Genomic DNA, 20,690 nt, shown 5'->3' with positions numbered 1-20,690 from the left:
CTACCCTCTTTTCGTCTTAGTTTTCTTAATAAATCTAGTGCCCTGCAATAAGTGATACTTGTTGGAGGACTTTTATACTTTTTCGCCATGCAAACCAAGAAAAAAGTTCTGATTGCCTGCGATTCGTCTAAATCGCTGATGGATTTTAGAGGCAAGTTGATTGAAGAAATGGCCAAAACACACAATGTAAGTGTGTTTACCCCTGTTATTAACCGTCAGGATGTGAAAGCCAGGCTAGCTCATCTAAATGTTACGGTTTATGAAAATCACCTTGATGGCAGTAATGTTTCCATGTTGTCTGACATCCGGTACATTATTCAGCTTTTTAAATTGATGAGGAAAGTAAGGCCTGATGTCTTTTTTCCTTATACATTTAAACCCATTATTTACGGTACGATGCTAGCCAAACTTTGCGGTGTAAAACGTATCACGCCAATGCTTACGGGCCTTGGATACAACTTTACCCCCCAAAGAAAAAAAACCTTAATTAACCGGATTACCGCCGGCCTGCTGAGATTTAGTCTGAAAGGCCATATGCGCCTCCGCATCATATTTCAAAACCGGGATGATTATTTAACGCTTCTTAAAGAAAAGGTTTTGAAAGGCAAGCATAAGATCTTTATTGTCAACGGATCTGGCGTGGATCTTGATCATTATCAATATACCCCGGCCGATACCAATGAACCAACGTTCCTGATGATCTCCAGGCTAATTAACGCCAAGGGCATCCTTGAATATTACGAGGCCGCAAAAATTCTTAAAGCACGTTATCCCCGTGTAAAATTCAGGCTGATTGGTAATTATGATAAAAATATTGATTCCATCAGCCAGCAGCTCTACGAAGAAATAAAACATGGCGAGGTGATAGATTTTGATGGCGAGGTTGAAGACGTAAGGCCCTTTATTAAAGACTCGTCTGTAGTTGTTTTACCATCCTACTATGGCGAGGGTATCCCCAGATCGCTATTAGAAGCAATGGCCATGGGGCGCGCCATCATCACCTGTAATTCTGTTGGTTGCAGAGAAACCGTTAGCATTGATGAAAAGCCCAATGGTTTCCTTGTTCCGGTAAGAAATGTAACAGAGCTGGCATCGCGCATGGAGTATTTTATTACTAACCCATCATCTGTTTCAACTTATGGCCTTAACAGCCTGGCACTGGCCAGCAAAAGGTTCAACGTGCATTTAATTAACAGGCAGATGATGAAAATTATGCAGTTAAGCGCTTAGCTAAACGAGACTCAAAACTTATTGTTATGAAAAATAAATTTTCATACCAGAACCGGTCAGTAGCAGACTTTATAGCGGCCTTTGACACCCACGGCTGGATAATTTATGAAAATGCTCTTGACTCCGACTTTGTTGGCCGGATAAATGATGATCTGGAAGTTGCTTACTGGGTACGCCGTAAAGTCCAGGAACAAAATGGCATTATGGCCGATATGAGTGGCACCTTACACCATCTGTTAGAGCGCAATAACTTCGGCCTAAAGTTTATTGAGCAAATGTATTGTGATGAAGAAATTCGCCTGTTTTTAGGCGGAAATTATATCCTGAACGGGCTAAACGGGGTTATCAATCGCACAAGCGAGCACCCTTATATACGTAATGTTCACCGGGATATCCGCACTTTTGAACCGCACAACAGAACCTTACTCCAGATGATTGTAACGCTGGATGACTTTAACGAACTGAACGGTGCTACACATTTCCTTTCAGGCTCTCATAAAAGAGAGATGAAACCCAGCGACGAAGAGTTTTTTAAAGACGCAGACCGCGCAATAGCACCCGCAGGCAGCATTGTTCTTTTTGACTCTAACCTTTGGCACGCTGCGGGTGAGAATTACCTATCTACTCCGCGCAGGGCGCTAACCATAGGGTTTACCCGTCCGTTTATTAAACAACAATTTGATTATCCAAGGTATCTGGGATATGATTATGCCGACCATTTAACTGCGGGCCAAAAACAAGTTATAGGCTACAACTCGCGCACTCCGGAAAACCTTAATGAATATTACCAGCCGCCGCACCTGAGAATGTACCAGCGAGATCAGTGCTGATTTTGTCTAATTATAAAACTTACCCCTAATTTCATGCAATTTAATCGTACTACTCAGCTGCCCATAGGTGGGTACCTGGGGCTTGAATTGTCTCATGGACAAGAGTTTTATCCAGATCTTCTTCGGCTAAATACTGGCCGGAACGCACTGGAGTATATACTAAGACAAAGAAAATACACCAAGCTTTACCTGCCGTATTTTACGTGCGAGGTTTTGCTGGAACCACTTGTTAAATTGGCCATCCCCTACCAGTTTTATCATATTGATAAAGAGCTTAACCCGATAATAGATTTTGAGATAGAACATGGAGCAGCTTTCCTTTACACCAATTACTTCGGCATAAAGCAAGAGCCAATAAAAGAGCTTTCGCTTAAGATAAAGAATCTTATTGTAGATAATTCTCAGGCTTTTTTTTCAGAGCCCCTGGCCGGAGTAGACACCTTTTATTCATGCCGTAAATTTTTTGGCGTACCAGATGGTTCTTACCTGCAGATCAAAAGAAAAATCAACAAAAAGTTTCCTGTTGACGAATCTTCATTCAGAGCATCACATTTACTAAAAAGCCTTGATCATGGCATTGAGTACGGCTATCGCGATTACGTAGAAAACAATAAAAATTTAGAAAATAACGATATCAAAACAATGTCTCCACTAACCAAGAGCATCATGTCTGGTATCAATTATGAAGAATGCGCACAAATACGAGAAAGAAATTACAACTTCCTGCACAAGCATTTAAAAGAATACAATCTGTTAAATGCCGATATCGACAAACACACGGCCCCACTTGTTTACCCCTTTTTGTTTGACGACAAACACTTAAAAGTCCACCTGATACAGAAAAAAATCTTTGTTGCCACCTACTGGCCTAATGTATTTAAATGGACAAATAAAAAAATGTTCGAGAACTACCTGGCTCATAATCTGGTGCCGTTGCCTATTGATCAACGTTACAATTTGCAGGATATGTTTTTAATGTTAAACATCTTAAAACAACTGTTATGAGGATATCTGTTTACATCCGCCCCTTGAAATTAGATGATGCACAGACGTCATATCTATGGAGAAACGACAGCCAGGTTTGGCTATATACCAACTTTAAAGCAGTAGGCTATATAACCAAAGAGCAAGAGAAAGAATGGCTTCGCGAAAAGCTCACCCATAATGATGAAAAGCGCTTTGCCATTTGCGTAAAAGAACTGGATACTTATATAGGCAATGTACAATTGCTGGATATAAAAGACCATCATGCTGAGCTTCATCTATTTATAGGCAACAAACTATACTGGGGCAAAGGTATTGGCTACCAGGCCACCTTGTTAACCGCAAAATTTGGTTTTGAAAAAATGAACCTTGACGATATTTATTTAAGGGTGCATCCGGCCAACGTGCCGGCGCTGGCTATATATGAAAAAGCCGGCTTTGAAATTTCGGGCAAAAATGAAGGATTGATAACTATGCACTTAACCAAAGACCGGTTCTTAAAAATTAATACCTACACGCATTAGCTGTCCGTTTTCAAGAAGGATGCCCATGGGCAGATTCTTGAAATTAATACTTATACTCAATAGCTTCTTTACCCCTAGGAACTATGACCAAAGTTTTGTATATCCAGGATAAACTGGAATGGAATGCCTATGTATCAAAGGCCGCCGAATATGATTTCTGTCAAACCTGGCACTATCATGCGTTGGATACCACAGGCACTGCCCTTTTGTTTATTTATGAGAATAACGAGGGATTTATTGGCCTGCCACTAATTAAGCGCCCTATACCAGACACGGTATACTACGATTTAACATCGGTTTACGGATACACCGGGCCCATCAGCAATTTTGCTATGCCCCTTGTCCCCCATAGTTTAATAACTGAGTTCAAATCGGCATTTATTAAATTTTTAGACGACGGTAATTTTATCTCTGTTTTTTCAAGACTAAACCCCTTTTACGAGCAGACAAATATCTTTCGGCAATTCGGCGGTTTACATGATAACGGCCTAAGTGTAGCGATAGATTTAAGCATTGATGATGAAACACGCCGCAAGAACTACCCCAAAAACACGTTACAAAAAATTAGACAAGCCAGGAACAGAGGCTATCTTGTTAAAGACGAAAAGAACCCTCAGGCTGCCGAAATTTTCACAATAATTTATCATGAAAACATGAATCTTGTTGGTGCGTCAAAATCGTACATGTTTGATGAATCGCATATTCATAAATTACTTCATACCGATGAATATGACGCCCGCATATTGCTAGTATATGATGGCGATAAGCCCATAGCCGCAACCTTTATAACTTTTACAAACGGCATTATACAAGGTTACCTGATAGCCACATTAAATGAATACCGGCGGTATAGCCCATCTAAACTTATAACAGACAGCGTTTGCGTGTTGGGCAAGCAACTGGGAATGAAGTACTATAACCTGGGCGGCGGCCGGGGCTTTAAACAAGATAGCCTGTTTAACTGGAAGGCTGAATTTTCTGATCTTTTTCTGCCCTATTATACATGGCGTTATATAGCCAATCCTGCAGTTTACAATACGCTGCTTTATGAGCAGGGAATTGACGAAAACGCAGATATAGACTTTTTTCCATTGTACAGATCTGCGCAGATGTGCGAGCATTTGTACGTAAAATAATCACTTCGACTAAGTCATTTAAATATTTTGCCTCAAGAAATGAAGGTTTGATTGATATTGCATTTTACCACGCTAAAGGTTCTTCCGGCTTAACACCCCTATAGTAGTTAGAGCTTTCAAAAACCTAGTTATCATGACTAAAACTTTATTTATCCAGGATAAGCTGGAATGGAACGCTTATGTATCAAAAGCTGCCGAATATGATTTTGGCCATACCTGGCACTATCACATGCTGGATACCAGCGGCACCCCCCTGTTGTTTATTTATGAAAATAACGACGGATTTATTGGCCTGCCGCTAATTAAACGCCCCATACCAGATTCGGCCTATTTTGATCTAACCTCGGTTTATGGGTTCACAGGCCCTATCAGCAGTTTTGCTATGCATTGCGTACCGGAAAGTTTAATGAGCGAGTTCAAATCAGCATTTATCCGGTTTTTAGACGATGGCAAATTCATAACTGTTTTTTCAAGATTACATCCGGTTTTTCAGCAGACCAACATCCTCCAACAATTTGGGGGATTATATGATAACGGGCTGAGCGTGGTGATAGATCTATCTATTGATAATGATGTACGTCGTAAAAACTATAGAGATACCTCATACCACAGAATTAAACAAGCCTGGAAAAAAGGCTTTACCGTTAAAGAAGAGAAAGGCCCCATGGCCGTTGCTACTTTCTCAAGTATCTATCTGGAAAACATGGAACTTGTTGGCGCCTCGGCCTCATACATGTTTAATGAAGAGTATATCAGTAAACTAATAGACACAGACGAATATGATGCCCGTATATTAACGGTATATGACGGTGATACCGCAATAGCCAGCACGGTAATAACCTTTACCAACGGTATTATAGAAGCTTATTTGGTAGGAACACGGAATGACTACAGAAAACACAGCCCTGCCAAGCTTTTAGTAGATGAAATTTGTGTTTTAGGCAATAAACTCGGTATGAAATATTATAATCTGGGCGGCGGCCTGGGTTTTAAACAAGATAGCCTGTTTAGCTGGAAGGCCAGTTTCTCTGATCTTTTTCTACCTTACAGTACATGGCGCTACATAGCCAACCCAACCGCTTATAATGCACTGCTTGATGAAAGAGGAATTGATAAAAACTCTGATCTGGATTTCTTTCCACTGTATCGCTCTGCCTGTATGAACGAACAAGCGCACGTTAAATAATTACTCCAATATATCATATTCATAACCTGACCGGAAGAAATTGGTCTTATCCGATTACGCCGGGCAACAAAGTATTTAAGATACTTTTTCAAACAACTAATGTAGAATCCTCTAAATAAACCACATCATGATCATGTCATTCAAAAACCTGCTGTTTCGTGATAGAATTCACTCAAAATGGCTGATTCTACTTGTAGATACGCTGACAATTATGTCATCTGTATTGATTTCGTCATACCTGGTCGGAAAGTTCAACTACACAACGTTTGATCTTTATTACGTATCCATTTACGTAGTAACCATGATATCAACGTTTTTAGCCATGGGCATACATACCCGCATTATCAGATACGCAAACACCAGGGATATGATGCGCATTGTGATAGCCATAATGGTGGCTAATCTGGCTTTCTGCGTGGCCTGTTATGCCATGGTTTATATCCCGATGGCAAAGCATTTTGTGCAGCCCATCTGGGAAGTTTTCATCATCAATATCTTTATATCCATTTCATTATTGATGGTAAGCCGGGGCGTAATAAGAGATATTTACTCTTATCTTGAAGAAGCCGAACATAAATGTGTTAAAGAAAACGTACTGATTTATGGCTCAGGCCAATCATCCTTACTGGTTAAAAACGCTATAGAGGCCCAAAAGCAACTGATGATACGTGTTTGTGCATTTATAGACAACGATGCAGACAAGATCAATAAATGCATAGAACAAACGCATGTTTATTCTGCAAAAGCTTTAGCCGCGCTAAAAGAACGCTTTGGTATTGAAAGACTGCTGATCTCGTCAGACGACGTTATACCTACCGAGCAAAAATGCATATTTCAGCAATGTATAGAGTTGGGTATCAAGGTTTCAACTGTGCCACCAACAAATCAGTGGCTAAATGGCCAGGCTGTTATGAGTCAGTTTAAAGATCTTAAAATTGAAGATCTGCTCGGCCGCAAACAAATCACTTTCTTTAAAGATCACATCACTAATGAAATAACTGGTAAACGCGTATTGGTAACCGGCGCTGCCGGCTCTATCGGCTCTGAAATAGTTCGTCAGGTTTTGCAATACAACCCGCAAATGATTGTACTGTGCGACCAGGCAGAAACTCCCCTGCACGATATGCAGCTTGAACTGGCCGAAACCATGCATGCCGATAAAACAGTGATCTACATAGCCGATATCCGTAACGGCAATCGTATCGAGGCGCTGTTTAACAGGTATCACCCTCAAGTGGTTTTCCATGCCGCAGCATATAAACATGTGCCCATGATGGAAAACAACCCGGCCGAGGCTGTACTCACCAACGTTGGCGGTACCCAAACCCTGGCTGATATTGCGATCCGTCATGAGGTTGAAAAATTCATTATGATCTCTACAGATAAAGCTGTAAGACCAACTAACGTTATGGGCGCCTCTAAAAGAATTGCAGAGATGTATATCCAGTCTCTAAACTATAGAGAGTCTTTTGTAGATGCTGATGGCTATTTTCCTGAATCAACTCAAAAAACCAAATTCATAACCACCCGGTTTGGAAACGTGTTGGGTTCTAATGGCTCGGTTATCCCACGCTTTAAAGCACAAATTGAAAAAGGCGGCCCGGTAACCGTAACCCATCCTGATATTACACGCTTTTTTATGACCATTCCAGAGGCGGTACAGTTAGTGCTTGAGGCGGTATCAATGGGCAATGGCGGCGAGATATTTTTATTTGAAATGGGAAAGCCGGTAAAAATTGCCGACCTGGCAGCTAATATGATCAAATTGGCTGGCCTTGTCCCTAATCAGGACATCCAGATTGTTTATACAGGTTTAAGACCAGGCGAAAAACTTTATGAAGAACTGCTTAATCATGGTGAAAACGCGCTGCCAACTTATAATAAAGATATCATGGTATCGTCTTCCATCCCATGCAGCTATGCAGATATGAAACAGATTGTTCAGGAACTGCTCCGGTTGTGCTGTTCAAACAACGTTGACCCCATTGTTGCTAAAATGAAATGCGTGCTGCCAGACTTTGTGAGCAATAACTCTGAATTTGAAAAACTTGATGCAAATTTCATAGGCATTTCTGCTCAAAAATGATTAAAGTCATTTTTTTCACTTTCAAAAATGCTCAAATTCAATCACCCAAATTTAAAATTATTGGTTTAACCCCGTGGTATTAACTATCTCTTAAAGAGACTATTAACCACAAGTTACAAAGCGCCAATGAAAATTGATTTTAATATCGCTTTAAATGCAAAAGCAATGTTGGCTTATTGGGACAAAGACCTAATATGCCGATTTGCAAGTAAAGCATATGCCGACTGGCTCGGCTTAGATTTGGCAGTGGTGGTTAACAAAATGCATGTTAGCCAGATCCTCGGGAGTTCTTATGAACGGGCAGCAAATTATTTTCGTACCGCTCAAAAACACGATGTCTATATCACCTTGTGTTCAACCACCTCGCCTTGCGGCAGGTATGCTCAAGCCGAAATTGATTTCTCTCCAGATGAAGTCAATGGTGCAGTGATAGGCTTTTATGCAAGAGTTACAGAAAGAACCAAAATAGACGACTTTTTAGATGAAGATAATTATCTCTCAAAATCGCTCAACATTCCACCATTAAATGAGCATCAGCTGAGCGAAATTGTAGACACATTAAAATCATGCCTGCTGAGCGAGTTTCCTGGAATAAGCTCAATAGCAAAAAAGCACTTTATTTCAGAATCAAAACTAAAGAGAGATTTCAAAAAACAGTATAACCATTCATTATTCTCGTTTTACCGCAATCTGCAAATGGAACTTGCAGATCAATATCTCAAAGAGAAAAAATACAACAAGAATCAGTTAGCCTTAATGTTCAATTTTGCTAACCCCTCTAATTTTTCTGTCTGCTACCAAAAGTATCTCAAAGAAAAAGAGAACGAGCAATTAATAGCAGACATGAACAAAAAGAATGAGGAACAATACAAAACATTTATTGAACAAGCTCCTCTGGCTATTGCCATGTTAGACAAGCATTTGTCAATCATGGCTGTATCGCAGAAATGGATAACTGATTATGAGCTGGAAGAGACAGCCGTAATAAACAAACACATCTTTGAAGTATTGCCAGAAACAAAAACATTGTTCTGCGAAATCTATAACAGATGCTTGCTGGGTCACAGCGACAAGAACGAGGAAGCCTTAACTGAAAAGAAAGATGGCTCTCCCGGCTGGATCCGTTGGGATATCAGACCCTGGTATCTAAACACCGACGAGATAGGCGGTATTATGATCTATACCGAAGATATTACCAAGTTTAAACTAAAAGAAGAGCAGAACCGCCATATAGCCGAGATTTTAAGAAAAACCAGCGAATTGTCCCGAATTGGTACCTGGACAAGAAATTGCAGAACCAACCATATAGAATGGAGCGACGTGCTCAAAGATATACTGGAAGTACCCGCTGATTTTACACCCAGCACAAACGGTATTATGGATTTTTACCGGGAGGGTGCAAGCAGAGAATTAATGGAACAATCGCTACAAGACGCGTTTGAAAAAGGCGCAAGTTTCGACATTGAAGTAGAACTGATTAGTGCAAAAGGCAACCTTAAATTGGTAAGGATTGTAGGCTATCCGGAGTTCTATAACGGAAAATGCGAAAACATTTCAGGAATATTTCAGGACATCAGCTATAACAATACAATTAATTGGCCTTCAGCAGGTATAAATTGGGCTTTTAAAGGTAGATAAGTGCTGTAATGTAATTGTAAATTTATTAAACCATCCAACAAATGTATAAAACCAATAATTGCCTTGTTCTTAATCTAAGACTCTAAAATTTAATTACCGTATACTAAACTTTATTTTATGCAACACAATTTAGACACCGCCGCTTTCCGACTTCACGGGCACTCCCCGCTGATTGGTTCATCACCAGATGTTCACTATGGGCATGTGGTAGAACGCATTGTGAGACGCAATAGAATGGGAATTAGTGAGGTTGCAAGAAAACTCCATATAAGCCGTCGCACGCTGTATAATTGGTTTGAAACCAACAACCTAAACATTGACACTATACTAAAGCTCGGTTCTGTTTTGGGGCATGACTTTTCGCTCGAATTTCCGGATGACTTCGCAAAAATATCAGACTGCGAAACCGGTACCGTTTTTATGGATGAGCAAAAGATTGAGGCTCCTTCAACAGAAGCAGTATATTATTGGATGGATAAGTATATAAAGCTTTTAGAGAAATTTAATGAGGCCCTTGCCGTATCTTCTAAAAGAGAAGCGATTTAAAACATCTACAGTAAAACAAAACGTATTGCCCTGAGAAATTTATACTATTTCATTTTGTTCTTTATAAGATCAGTTTAAGCCCTTTTGCTGCGATAGCGAAAGGGCTTTTTCCTTTATATACTTTTTCATATCGGTACCAAAACGCGGCAAAAGGCACATAAATTTTGAAATAGAATTCTTTTGTCTATGTTTGTGTCAACTTTAGGGGTGTCCTAGCGGACTGAGATAATACCCTTTGAACCTGATCCGGGTAATGCTGGCGAAGGGAAAAGTGACGGCAACGCTATTGGTGTTGTTTTTTCTTTCCTTGTACGGGTACATTCCTATAGTTGACATTTTTTAAGCAACGCAATGGAAGTAACCGTTAACCATCAGCTTTATATTGTTCCGCAAAATTGCAGTGTGCAAACGCTGCTCAGCGATGTTTTGCAACGGCCCGAACGCGGCCTGGCAATTGCCATCAATGAAACAATTGTACCCAAAACCCAATGGGGCACGCACACTCTTTGCACTGCAGACAATATCATCATCATTAAAGCCACACAAGGAGGATAAATCACACTAATAGCCGCTATGAAAATTGAAAAAGTACCGACCGACCACGTTATTACCACGTCACCGTTTCCGGCATCACGTAAAGTTTACGTTACCGGTCAGCTACACCCTATAAAAGTAGCCATGCGCGAAATATCGCTTACAGACACCAAGATTTACGGTCGCTTTGGCGAAACCGAGCCCAATGCACCGGTAACTGTATATGATACCAGCGGCCCTTACACAGACCCCGATATGGAGATTGATGTAAGAAAAGGTTTACAACGTCTGCGCGAAAGCTGGATTGTAGAACGCGGCGATGTAGAGCAATTGGACACCATATCATCAGACTATGGCCGCCAGCGTTTAAACAATACAGAGCTGGATTATTTGCGTTTTGGTCATCAGTCTACACCCTATCGCGCCAAGCCTGGCCAAAACGTTTCGCAACTGCACTACGCCAAAAAGGGAATTATTACGCCGGAGATGGAATACATTGCCATCCGCGAAAATCAGCGTATTGATTTACTGAAGGAGCAGTTAAACGGGCAATATGACGTTCTTGGTCAGCAGCATGAGGGCCACAGCTTTGGTGCTAACACCCCTAAAGGCTACATTACCCCTGAGTTTGTACGTCAGGAAGTTGCCGCAGGCCGTGCCGTAATCCCTTCAAACATTAACCACCCTGAAAGCGAACCGATGATTATCGGTCGTAACTTCCTCGTAAAAATCAATGCTAACATTGGCAACTCTGCCGTTACCTCAAGTATTGAAGAAGAGGTGGAGAAAGCGGTTTGGGCATGCCGCTGGGGTGCTGATACCATTATGGATCTATCTACCGGCAAAAACATTCATGAAACCCGCGAGTGGATCATTCGTAACACACCGGTTCCAATTGGCACTGTACCAATTTACCAGGCCCTGGAAAAAGTAAACGGCAAAGCCGAAGACCTGACCTGGGAGCTATTCCGCGATACATTGATTGAGCAGGCCGAGCAAGGGGTTGATTATTTTACCATCCACGCAGGTGTATTGCTTAGATACATTCCGCTAACGGCAAAAAGGGTAACCGGTATTGTATCCCGCGGTGGCTCTATCATGGCCAAATGGTGTTTGGCTCATCACAAAGAAAACTTCCTTTATACGCATTTTGAAGAGATTTGCGAGATCATGAAAGCGTATGACGTAGCCTTCTCATTAGGCGACGGCCTGCGCCCGGGCAGTATTGCCGATGCCAATGACGCTGCGCAGTTTGCCGAATTGGAAACCCTTGGCGAACTGACCCAAATTGCATGGAAACACGATGTACAGACCATCATTGAAGGCCCTGGCCACGTACCTATGCACATGATCAAAGAAAATATGAATAAGCAGCTGAAGCATTGTGCCGAGGCGCCATTCTATACCCTGGGCCCGCTTACTACAGATATTGCCCCTGGTTATGACCACATCACATCTGCCATTGGCGCTGCTATGATTGGTTGGTTTGGTACCGCTATGCTTTGCTACGTTACCCCTAAAGAACATTTGGGTCTGCCTAATAAAAAAGACGTTAAAGACGGCGTAATCACCTACAAAATTGCGGCGCATGCTGCAGATTTGGCCAAAGGTCACCCCGGAGCACAATACCGTGACAATGCGCTGAGCAAAGCCCGCTTTGAGTTCCGTTGGGAAGATCAGTTTAACCTGTCACTTGATCCGGACACCGCCCGCGAATTCCACGACGAAACCTTACCGGCCGACGGCGCCAAAGTGGCTCACTTCTGCTCTATGTGTGGCCCGAACTTCTGCTCTATGAAAATAACGCAGGACGTGCGCGACTATGCCAAAGACAACGGCCTTGACAGCGACGAGGCATTGCAAAAAGGCATGGCAGAAAAATCAAAAGAGTTTGCCGAGAAAGGCAGCGAAATTTATTTGTAGGCCATGCAATTGATCGTGATTACCGATGCAGAGGTAATTGATGGCGAAACCGCCATCATTAACGAATTGTTTAACGCAGGCCTGTCCCGGTTGCACTTGCGCAAACCGGGCGGCAACGCGCAGCAGATCTGCGCGTTGCTTAATCAGGTTGATGCCGCGTTTTACAGCCGTATTGCATTGCATCAACATCATGAGCTGGCGCAGGTGTACGGTATCAAGCGATTGCATTATACCGAGTCTGCACGCCAACAAACAACACCTGCGCTGCTTCAATCATTGAAATCACATGGCTATACGTTAAGTACGTCCATACATGACCTCGCCCTTGCAGACTCGCTAACTGCTTTCGATTATGCATTTTTCGGGCCAGTATTTAACAGCTTGTCAAAGCCTGGGTACACCAGCAATCTTTCGCCTGCATTCCGGTTAGACAGGCATAGTAGCAAACCAGAACTTATCGGCCTGGGGGGCATAACACACGGTCAACTCCCCGCAGTAAAAGCAATGGGTTTTGAGGGAGTAGCTGTATTAGGAGCTATTTGGAACGAGCCAGGTAAAGCCCTGCAAACTTTTGAAAAATTAAAAACAACCATCAATACATTATAAATACTGATGATAGATAAACTTCACTACATATCGCAACCAGCCGCAGACGGCTCGCATCTTACCGCTATAAAAAACGCGTTAGATGCTGGTTGTAAATGGATCCAGTTGAGAATAAAAGACCAGTCGGCAGACAACATACTTTCTTATGCCACAGAGGCTGCCGCTATATGCAGCGCTTATCAGGCCAAACTGATTATTAACGATCATCCTGAAATTGCCCTTAAATCTGGCGCCGATGGTGTGCACTTAGGGCTGGATGATATGTCTATAGCCGATGCACGGGCAATTGTGGGCCCCGAGTTTATTATCGGCGGCACGGCCAACACTTTTGCCGATGTTACCCGCCGTGCGGCCGAGGGCGTTGATTACATTGGCCTGGGCCCCTATCGCTTTACAACTACCAAAAAACAGCTTAGTCCTATTTTGGGAGCCAGCGGCTATGAATTAATTGTACAGCAGTGCAAAGAAAACAACATCGGGCTGCCAATTATAGCCATTGGCGGTATTGAAGAAGTAGATGTGCCGCATGTGATGCAAACCGGAGTTTACGGTTTAGCGGTATCTGGTGCCATAACGCATTCTGCAGATCGCGTAGCTACTGTTAGAGAGATTTATCAGCATCTTAACGCGGAGACAATCAATTCATAAGTGAACCTTTAAATCATTTAACTGATGTTACAGATTGCAGATACCACTTTTAACTCCAGGCTGTTCACCGGCACCGGTAAGTTTAGCTCGTCTATCCTGATGGAAGATGCGTTACTGGCTTCGGGCTCTGAGCTGGTTACGGTTGCTTTAAAACGTGTGGATGTAAAAAACAACGATACGGACGACATATTAAGTCACCTGAAGCACCCGCATATCAATCTATTGCCTAATACTTCTGGCGTGCGCAATGCCCGCGAAGCTGTATTTGCCGCCCAGTTGGCCCGCGAAGCATTAGAAACAAACTGGATCAAACTGGAAATTCACCCGGATCCTAAATACCTGATGCCTGATCCGATTGAAACCCTGAAAGCTACCGAAGAATTGGCGAAACTAGGTTTCATCGTGCTACCCTATATCCATGCAGACCCGGTGCTTTGTAAGCGCCTGGAAGATGCCGGCACCTCGGCTGTAATGCCCCTGGGCTCACCTATCGGCAGCAATAAAGGCTTAAAAACAATTGATTTTCTAGAGATCATTATTGCACAAAGCAATGTACCGGTAGTAATTGACGCCGGTATAGGATCGCCTGCTGACGCGGCTAAGGCCATGGAAATTGGTGCCGATGCGGTGCTGGTAAACACTGCCATTGCCGTGTCTGAAAATCCTGTAATAATGGCCGCAGCATTTAAAATGGCCGTTGAGGCCGGGCGCATGGCCTTTGAAGCAAAATTAGCTAAACCGGTTGCACACGCAGTTGCCAGCAGTCCGTTAACTTCTTTTTTGGATGAATAGTTTTTCAGACCTTTTTCAAACCTACAACTGGGACGAAACCCGCCAAAGCATCTACGCCAAAACCAGCGATGATGTTTTGAGAGCGCTGGCTGCGCCCAAACGGACATTGGAGGATTTTAAAGCGCTGGTGTCACCGGCGGCGGCCCCTTATCTGGAGCAGATGGCGGCTATCAGTCAGCAGCTTACGCTAAAACGCTTTGGTAAGGTAATCCAGTTGTATATCCCGCTTTATCTGTCTAACGAGTGCAATAACATCTGTACCTATTGCGGCTTTAGTTATGATAATAAACTGCGGCGCAAAACACTTTCGCCCATTGAGATTATGCAGGAAGTGGCAGTTATTAAAGAGATGGGCTATGAACACGTGCTGCTGGTTACCGGCGAAGCCAATCAAACTGTTAACGTTGACTATTTTAAGCAGGTACTGTCGCTGATCCGTCCGCACTTTTCTCATATCTCTATGGAAGTGCAGCCTTTGGATCTGGAAGAGTATCAGCAACTGACGCCTTACGGACTAAACACGGTGCTGGTTTACCAGGAAACCTATCATCAGGAGGATTATAAAAAGCATCACCCAAAGGGAAAAAAATCCAACTTTCAATACCGCCTGGAAACCCCTGACCGATTGGGCCAGGCCGGTATTCACAAAATGGGGCTGGGGGTGCTAATTGGTCTGGAAGACTGGCGTACCGACTGTTTCTTTACAGCGTTACACCTCAATTATCTGGAAAAAAAGTACTGGCAAAGCAAATACAGCCTCTCCTTCCCTCGCTTGCGCCCGTTCAGCGGTGGTCTGGAACCCAAGGTAGAAATGAACGACCGGGAGCTGGTGCAATTGATCTGCGCCTATCGTATATTTAATGAAGATGTAGAGCTTTCCATCTCCACTCGCGAGTCTCCAAACTTTAGAAACAATATTGTGAAGCTGGGTATTACGGCCATTAGTGCCGGTTCAAAAACCAATCCGGGCGGCTATATGGTAGAGCCGCAGTCGCTCGAACAGTTTGAGATCTCAGACGAAAGAAGTCCGGCAGAAATTGCCCGGGTTATTAAAGCACAAGGCTATGAGCCTGTATGGAAAGACTGGGATAGCTGTTTAACCGCTTAACTAAGTACCGATGCTGGAAACCGAAGAATTAAAAAGATACAGTCGCCAAATGATCCTGCCTGAACTGGGCATAGATGGACAGCAAAAGCTAAAACAGGCTAAAGTATTGATGATAGGCGCCGGCGGATTAGGTTGCCCGGTGTTGCAATACCTGGTGGCAGGTGGCGTGGGCACCATAGGCATTGTAGACGATGACGTTGTTGGCTTGAGTAATCTGCATCGGCAAATTTTGTATTCAGCCCAAGATATCGGAAAAAATAAAGTACTGACAGCTAAAGAGAAACTACAGATACTTAACCCTTATATTCAGATTAATGCCTATCCAATTCGGTTAACAGCAGACAAAGCTGATGATCTTTTTGCGCAGTACGATATTGTGGTTGACGGTTCTGATAATTTCCCTACGCGCTACCTGATCAACGATGCTTGCGTGAAGCTGAACAAGCCGCTGGTGTTCGGTTCCATTTTTAAGTTTGATGGACAAGTTTCTGTATTTAATTACCTTGACGGGCCCAGCTACAGAGACCTCTTCCCTGAAGCCCCAGCTGACGGCGAAGTACCAAATTGTGCTGAAATTGGTGTAATTGGCGTACTGCCCGGCATCATTGGCACCTATATGGCCAACGAAGTAATTAAGGTGATTTGCGGGATTGGTGAAACGCTATCTGGCCGATTATTGTGTGTAGATGCGCTGGATAATTCAACCAGTGTTTTCAAGTTTGCCAAGAGTATAACAAGCGCCGATGATACAAAAACTGCTTTCGCCATCAAACCTCAAGTTCAGGCAGATGCAGTGAATGAGATTGAAAGAAAAGAATTTGATGCCTTATTGGAGACAGGATCTGATGATATCTGCTTGGTGGACGTAAGAGAACCCTACGAGTTTGAAGACTTCAATATCGGTGGCATTAACATTCCGCTGGATGAACTTACTGATCAGCTCCCGGCAGTCGTTCAAGGGAAAAGCAAGATCATTTTTTATTGCCAAACCGGGCAGCGAAGTAAACAGGCAGTTTACCTGACCAAAGCCATAACCACCATAGAAACATTTAGTTTAAAAGGAGGTATTTATAACACTGTTATTTAATAGATTATATATGATGGTCTATAAATATAATTCAGTACTTACCATCGCCGGTTCAGACAGCGGCGGCGGTGCGGGCATACAAGCAGACTTGAAGACATTTGCGGCACTAGGCTGTTACGGAACCTCAGCCATTACAGCTGTTACGGCACAAAACACTTTAGGCATTAACGATATTCATCCTATCCCGCCCGCAATTGTAAAGAGCCAGATTATGGCTGTGATGGACGACATAAGGCCTTCAGTCATTAAAATTGGCATGTTACCTAATGCTGAAATAATAGGCGTTGTAGCCGAGACGCTGAAAATGTATAACGATCTGACTATCATTGTAGATCCGGTGATGAAATCAACCAGCGGAACAGACTTGTCCGGTAACGAGTCATTAAAGGTCTTGATAGCCGAATTGTTCCCTATAGCAACTCTAATTGCACCTAATATTAACGAAGCCGCGCTGCTCACCGGCAATCACATCAGCAATATTGATGATATGCGCTCCGCAGCGCTGGCGCTCTTGAAATATGGCAGTAACGCCGTACTGGTAAAAGGCGGGCATTTGGATGGTGAAGTATTATACAATGTTTATGCAGATCAATCCCATACTAAAGAAACCTTTTCATACCCTTATATCCCATCTTTAAACACCCACGGCACAGGTTGTACACTTGCTTCAGCTATTGCATCTTATATAGCATCTGGTCAGTCACTTGTAGAGGCCATAGCAGCGGCCGGCGACTATGTTAACAAAGCCATTCAACAGGGGCGCAATGTTAAAACCGGGCAGGGCTGCGGCCCGTTAAACCATGGCTTTAAACCTAAAAGCTTACAGAAAAAGCGAGCCAAATTAAATTAACAGTCTCCCGGTTTAAAAACGCGTCACCGCCCAATAGGCTTGTTTGCGTTGCAAATTCACATCAAACAATAAAGGGTACGCCTTAACAATAGTTTTACCCGCAGGCCCACCCGCGGCAGCACCTCCAGCCAAACCGCCTCCCCGTGAGTCGAGCCAGCTGTACCGGTCAGATACATTCCAGAACGTAACGCCGGTGATTACCTTTTTATAGTCTCTGAAGATCTTAAACACCGATTGATACCGGTCTGCCTGTTGCTGGGCAAGTTGAGGCGTATAGCCAGAGTCAACAGGCAACGGCGCTACGCCTGCCCCATTTGCTGGTTGTTTTGAACGCACAGTTATATCCAGCTCGGTAATCTGAATCCTGATGCCTAAGGCGGCATACTTATCAATAGCCTCACGGATACGTGCCGGAGTGGGGCTGATCAGGCTCCAGTGCCCCTGCATGCCCACACCATCAATGGGCACTTTGGCATCAATTAAGCTTTTTAACAAACGGCAGATCCTATCGCGTTTAGATGGGATCTCGCTGTTATAATCATTGTAAAAAAGTTGGGCGTCCGGATCGGCTTCATGTGCATATTCAAAAGCCTTGGCGATAAAATCTTCGCCACAGATCTGGTACCATAAAGAGTTGCGCAGATATTTATCAGCGCTATCGTCAACCGCCTCATTAACCACGTCCCAGGCATAAATTTTGCCTTTATAGCGCTTTACAACAGTAGTAATATGGTCTTTTAAACGTTGCAGCAAAACTTGCTTAGTAACCAGGTTGCCACTGCTATCACGAAACATCCATGCTGGTGCCTGATTATGCCAAAGCAGGTTGTGCCCTCTTATTTTCATGTGATGTAGCTGGGCAAACTCAACAATGGCATCGGCTTTTGTCCAGTTATATTGATGCTCTGATGGGTGTATCAATCCCATCTTCATATCATTTTCTGGCGTAACGCTGTTAAACTCACGGCCAATAAGGGCAGCCTGCGGTCCGCTTATGGCAGCCATATTCACGGCAACACCAATGGGGAAATAGTTTTTATAATAGTCTTTCAGTCCTTTACCAGCGGTATCTGCCTTAAAAACCTGATGACTAGCAAGATATTTGTTTGATTTTAAGGAAAAACTACATAAAGCGACAGCGGTAGCCAAGACCAGAAGCGGCGTGCCTGCTTTAATAGAAGAAATAAATTTAGGTATCATGGTTTGGTAAGTATCGTTAGTTATCATTCCAGCCGCAGGTAATCAAAATCAACATAACCACCAGGCTGTTTGGTGGCATAGTTAAACAAGCAAAACTTATTGCCGGTAAAAATTTTCAAACTAAACTGCATCTCCAACTCATTACCTAACGCTTGGAATGTTTTACCATCTGTACAGTAAGCAAATGACGCTTTTTTTGTTTGATTTGACGCCGTTGTACGCAAGTAAACCATATTGGTATTCAAGACGGTCGAATCTATAGTTTGCCCATTATTAACCATTACCAGGTACTTTGCGCCTTGCTTTTGCCTTACGCCAATATAGGCGTATGGCATTTGGAAAACTGCTAGTCCGGCCTCGTCGCCATCTTTCATGTGGCTAACATCCAGTTTAGTTAAGCCGGTAGTCGGTTGGTTCAGGTCATATTTTATCAGCGGGCGTTGCGTGAGCGTGTTGCGCGCCATGGTCAGATCAGTAGCCGTGCCTGCCGTTTCCAGACGCAGAAAACCCGGCCTCCTGGTTAACGACCATCTCTCAGGGTCAGGGTTATGGTTCCAGCCCCATTGCATGCCCAAGGTTTTGCCATTAAATTCATCAGAGGTTGGCAGTTCTGTTACCGGGTAAGTTTTACCAACGTCGGGCTTTTTATAGGTGATCACCGCTTTTCCGTTTACCCCCACCATGGGCCAGCCACCAACCCAGGTTACAGGCTTCAGGTTGGGGATACGACCGAGCGGACCGCGATCAACAAACAGCATGGTCCACCACTGCCCTGTCTGGGTTTCTATCAGCGGCCCCTGATGCATGCCAAAAGTAATGCCGCGTGTGGTATCATTCAGCACCACCTTTTGCTCATACGGGCCATAGATATTTTTAGAACGCAGGGCCACCTGCATACCGTTAAGGCCGCCATAAGTGCTGTATAAATAATAGTAGCCGTTAATTTTATAAACGTGCGTGCCTTCAAGTCCCTTGCGGATGTTGCCTTCAAATATCAATGAGTCTTTACTTATGGGAGCTAAATCTTCATTTACTTCTGTCAGGTTGATATGATTATATCCATGAGCCACATAAATCTTCCCGTCATCATCATAAAACAAACCGGCATCATAAAAGCCCTTAGGCAGCTTTTTAATCTCCCAGGGGCCTTCGGCTTTGGTTGCCGTGCAGCTAAAACCGCCTTCGTCCAGCGTTACAAATAGCAGGTGGAATTTACCGTTGTGATATTTAATGCTGGTGGCCCATTGCCCATGGCCGTACCTGTTGCAGCCATCCAGGTTATAACATTTACTAAAATCAAACCGCGGCACGGCGTTACTGCAATACTGCCAGTTAACCAGATCATGTGATTTAAGGATGGTAACGCCCGGAAAAACAAACATGGTGGTACTCACCATGTAATAAGTATCGCCAACGCGAATAACGTCCATATCCGGAAAATCGCCGGGAATAATGGGATTTGTATACGTGCCGTCGCCATTATCGCTGTGCAGCTTTTGTGCTGATAAACGCAGCGAGGGCATCAACACCACTAGAAATAAGACGAAGACTCTTGCGGACCGTTTTAAACTCATAAAATGCTGTTTAATAAACCGAAACGAATATAGCCTCCTACAAAAGGCAGCCCTAAGAGGTTTGGCTATAATGATAATACGTTTGTTCAACCCGATGATGGTCAAATAATCCGTCAGTACGAACATCTGTCACATCCTTCGAGACATTTGACCAGTATGGAGCCTAATGGGTTAATTATCTTTAGATTGAAAAACTAACCAGATACAA

General features: G+C 43.3%; 19 protein-coding genes and 1 riboswitch. Of the genes, 17 read left to right on the top strand and 2 right to left on the bottom strand.

From position 1 onward, the window contains the following. Nucleotides 1-87 precede the first annotated feature (87 nt). From ABZR88_RS08890 to thiD, 17 genes are all read left to right on the top strand, one after another. Nucleotides 88-1,230, top strand: coding sequence for a glycosyltransferase family 4 protein (locus ABZR88_RS08890; RefSeq protein ID WP_107828630.1), 1,143 nt, complete (start codon nt 88-90; stop codon nt 1,228-1,230). Nucleotides 1,231-1,256: 26 nt separating this feature from the next. Then, on the top strand, nt 1,257-2,060 hold the full coding sequence (locus ABZR88_RS08885; RefSeq protein WP_107828629.1) for a phytanoyl-CoA dioxygenase family protein: 804 nt from the start codon (nt 1,257-1,259) through the stop codon (nt 2,058-2,060). Between the two features lie 33 nt (nt 2,061-2,093). Further along, on the top strand, nt 2,094-3,065 hold the full coding sequence (locus tag ABZR88_RS08880) for a hypothetical protein (RefSeq protein WP_107828628.1): 972 nt from the start codon (nt 2,094-2,096) through the stop codon (nt 3,063-3,065). Next, entirely contained in the window at nt 3,062-3,568 is a 507-nt protein-coding gene (locus ABZR88_RS08875; protein ID WP_107828627.1) for a GNAT family N-acetyltransferase, read from the top strand. The genes ABZR88_RS08880 and ABZR88_RS08875 overlap by 4 nt, the downstream gene beginning before the upstream one ends. Before the next feature lie 83 nt (nt 3,569-3,651). Next, the gene (locus tag ABZR88_RS08870) at nt 3,652-4,704 is read left to right on the top strand and encodes a GNAT family N-acetyltransferase (RefSeq protein ID WP_107828626.1); all 1,053 of its coding nucleotides are present in this window, start codon (nt 3,652-3,654) and stop codon (nt 4,702-4,704) included. Nucleotides 4,705-4,837: 133 nt separating this feature from the next. Further along, nucleotides 4,838-5,890: a GNAT family N-acetyltransferase gene (locus ABZR88_RS08865; protein WP_107828625.1), complete on the top strand. Its 1,053-nt coding sequence runs from the start codon at nt 4,838-4,840 to the stop codon at nt 5,888-5,890. Between the two features lie 127 nt (nt 5,891-6,017). Then, entirely contained in the window at nt 6,018-7,976 is a 1,959-nt protein-coding gene (locus ABZR88_RS08860) for a polysaccharide biosynthesis protein (protein WP_369434720.1), read from the top strand. Nucleotides 7,977-8,102: 126 nt separating this feature from the next. Beyond that, nucleotides 8,103-9,614: a PAS domain-containing protein gene (locus ABZR88_RS08855; protein ID WP_107828624.1), complete on the top strand. Its 1,512-nt coding sequence runs from the start codon at nt 8,103-8,105 to the stop codon at nt 9,612-9,614. Between the two features lie 117 nt (nt 9,615-9,731). Next, nucleotides 9,732-10,160 (top strand): helix-turn-helix transcriptional regulator, encoded by a 429-nt coding sequence (locus ABZR88_RS08850; RefSeq protein ID WP_107828623.1) that lies wholly within the window; start codon nt 9,732-9,734, stop codon nt 10,158-10,160. Nucleotides 10,161-10,353: 193 nt separating this feature from the next. After that, nucleotides 10,354-10,445: riboswitch (TPP riboswitch) on the top strand. 66 nt (nt 10,446-10,511) lie between these two features. After that, entirely contained in the window at nt 10,512-10,715 is a 204-nt protein-coding gene (gene thiS, locus ABZR88_RS08845) for a sulfur carrier protein ThiS (protein ID WP_107828622.1), read from the top strand. Nucleotides 10,716-10,733: 18 nt separating this feature from the next. Continuing rightward, entirely contained in the window at nt 10,734-12,617 is a 1,884-nt protein-coding gene (gene thiC / locus ABZR88_RS08840) for a phosphomethylpyrimidine synthase ThiC (protein WP_107828621.1), read from the top strand. A gap of 3 nt (nt 12,618-12,620) precedes the next feature. Beyond that, entirely contained in the window at nt 12,621-13,223 is a 603-nt protein-coding gene (locus ABZR88_RS08835; RefSeq protein WP_107828620.1) for a thiamine phosphate synthase, read from the top strand. 6 nt (nt 13,224-13,229) lie between these two features. Next, nucleotides 13,230-13,871 (top strand): thiamine phosphate synthase, encoded by a 642-nt coding sequence (locus ABZR88_RS08830; protein WP_107828619.1) that lies wholly within the window; start codon nt 13,230-13,232, stop codon nt 13,869-13,871. 24 nt (nt 13,872-13,895) lie between these two features. Further along, on the top strand, nt 13,896-14,663 hold the full coding sequence (locus tag ABZR88_RS08825; RefSeq protein ID WP_107828618.1) for a thiazole synthase: 768 nt from the start codon (nt 13,896-13,898) through the stop codon (nt 14,661-14,663). Next, nucleotides 14,656-15,771 carry a 2-iminoacetate synthase ThiH gene (gene thiH / locus ABZR88_RS08820; RefSeq protein WP_107828617.1) on the top strand — a complete coding sequence of 372 codons (1,116 nt, stop codon included), beginning with the start codon at nt 14,656-14,658 and terminating at the stop codon, nt 15,769-15,771. The genes ABZR88_RS08825 and thiH overlap by 8 nt, the downstream gene beginning before the upstream one ends. Before the next feature lie 10 nt (nt 15,772-15,781). Beyond that, nucleotides 15,782-16,858: a HesA/MoeB/ThiF family protein gene (gene moeB, locus ABZR88_RS08815; protein WP_107828616.1), complete on the top strand. Its 1,077-nt coding sequence runs from the start codon at nt 15,782-15,784 to the stop codon at nt 16,856-16,858. 10 nt (nt 16,859-16,868) lie between these two features. Beyond that, complete coding sequence (gene thiD / locus ABZR88_RS08810; RefSeq protein WP_107828615.1) at nt 16,869-17,708, top strand: bifunctional hydroxymethylpyrimidine kinase/phosphomethylpyrimidine kinase; 840 nt, start codon at nt 16,869-16,871, stop codon at nt 17,706-17,708. 12 nt (nt 17,709-17,720) lie between these two features. Here thiD and ABZR88_RS08805 read toward each other — a convergent pair whose 3' ends face one another. Both ABZR88_RS08805 and ABZR88_RS08800 read right to left on the bottom strand, forming a co-directional pair. Next, on the bottom strand, nt 17,721-18,935 hold the full coding sequence (locus tag ABZR88_RS08805) for an endo-1,4-beta-xylanase (protein WP_369434719.1): 1,215 nt from the start codon (nt 18,933-18,935) through the stop codon (nt 17,721-17,723). After that, on the bottom strand, nt 18,932-20,482 hold the full coding sequence (locus tag ABZR88_RS08800; RefSeq protein ID WP_170113603.1) for a glycoside hydrolase 43 family protein: 1,551 nt from the start codon (nt 20,480-20,482) through the stop codon (nt 18,932-18,934). The genes ABZR88_RS08805 and ABZR88_RS08800 overlap by 4 nt, the downstream gene beginning before the upstream one ends. Nucleotides 20,483-20,690 lie beyond the last annotated feature (208 nt).

The sequence above is a fragment of the Mucilaginibacter yixingensis genome (assembly GCF_041080815.1).
Classification (GTDB): domain Bacteria; phylum Bacteroidota; class Bacteroidia; order Sphingobacteriales; family Sphingobacteriaceae; genus Mucilaginibacter; species Mucilaginibacter yixingensis.
This window is presented reverse-complemented; position numbering and strand designations above follow the sequence as displayed.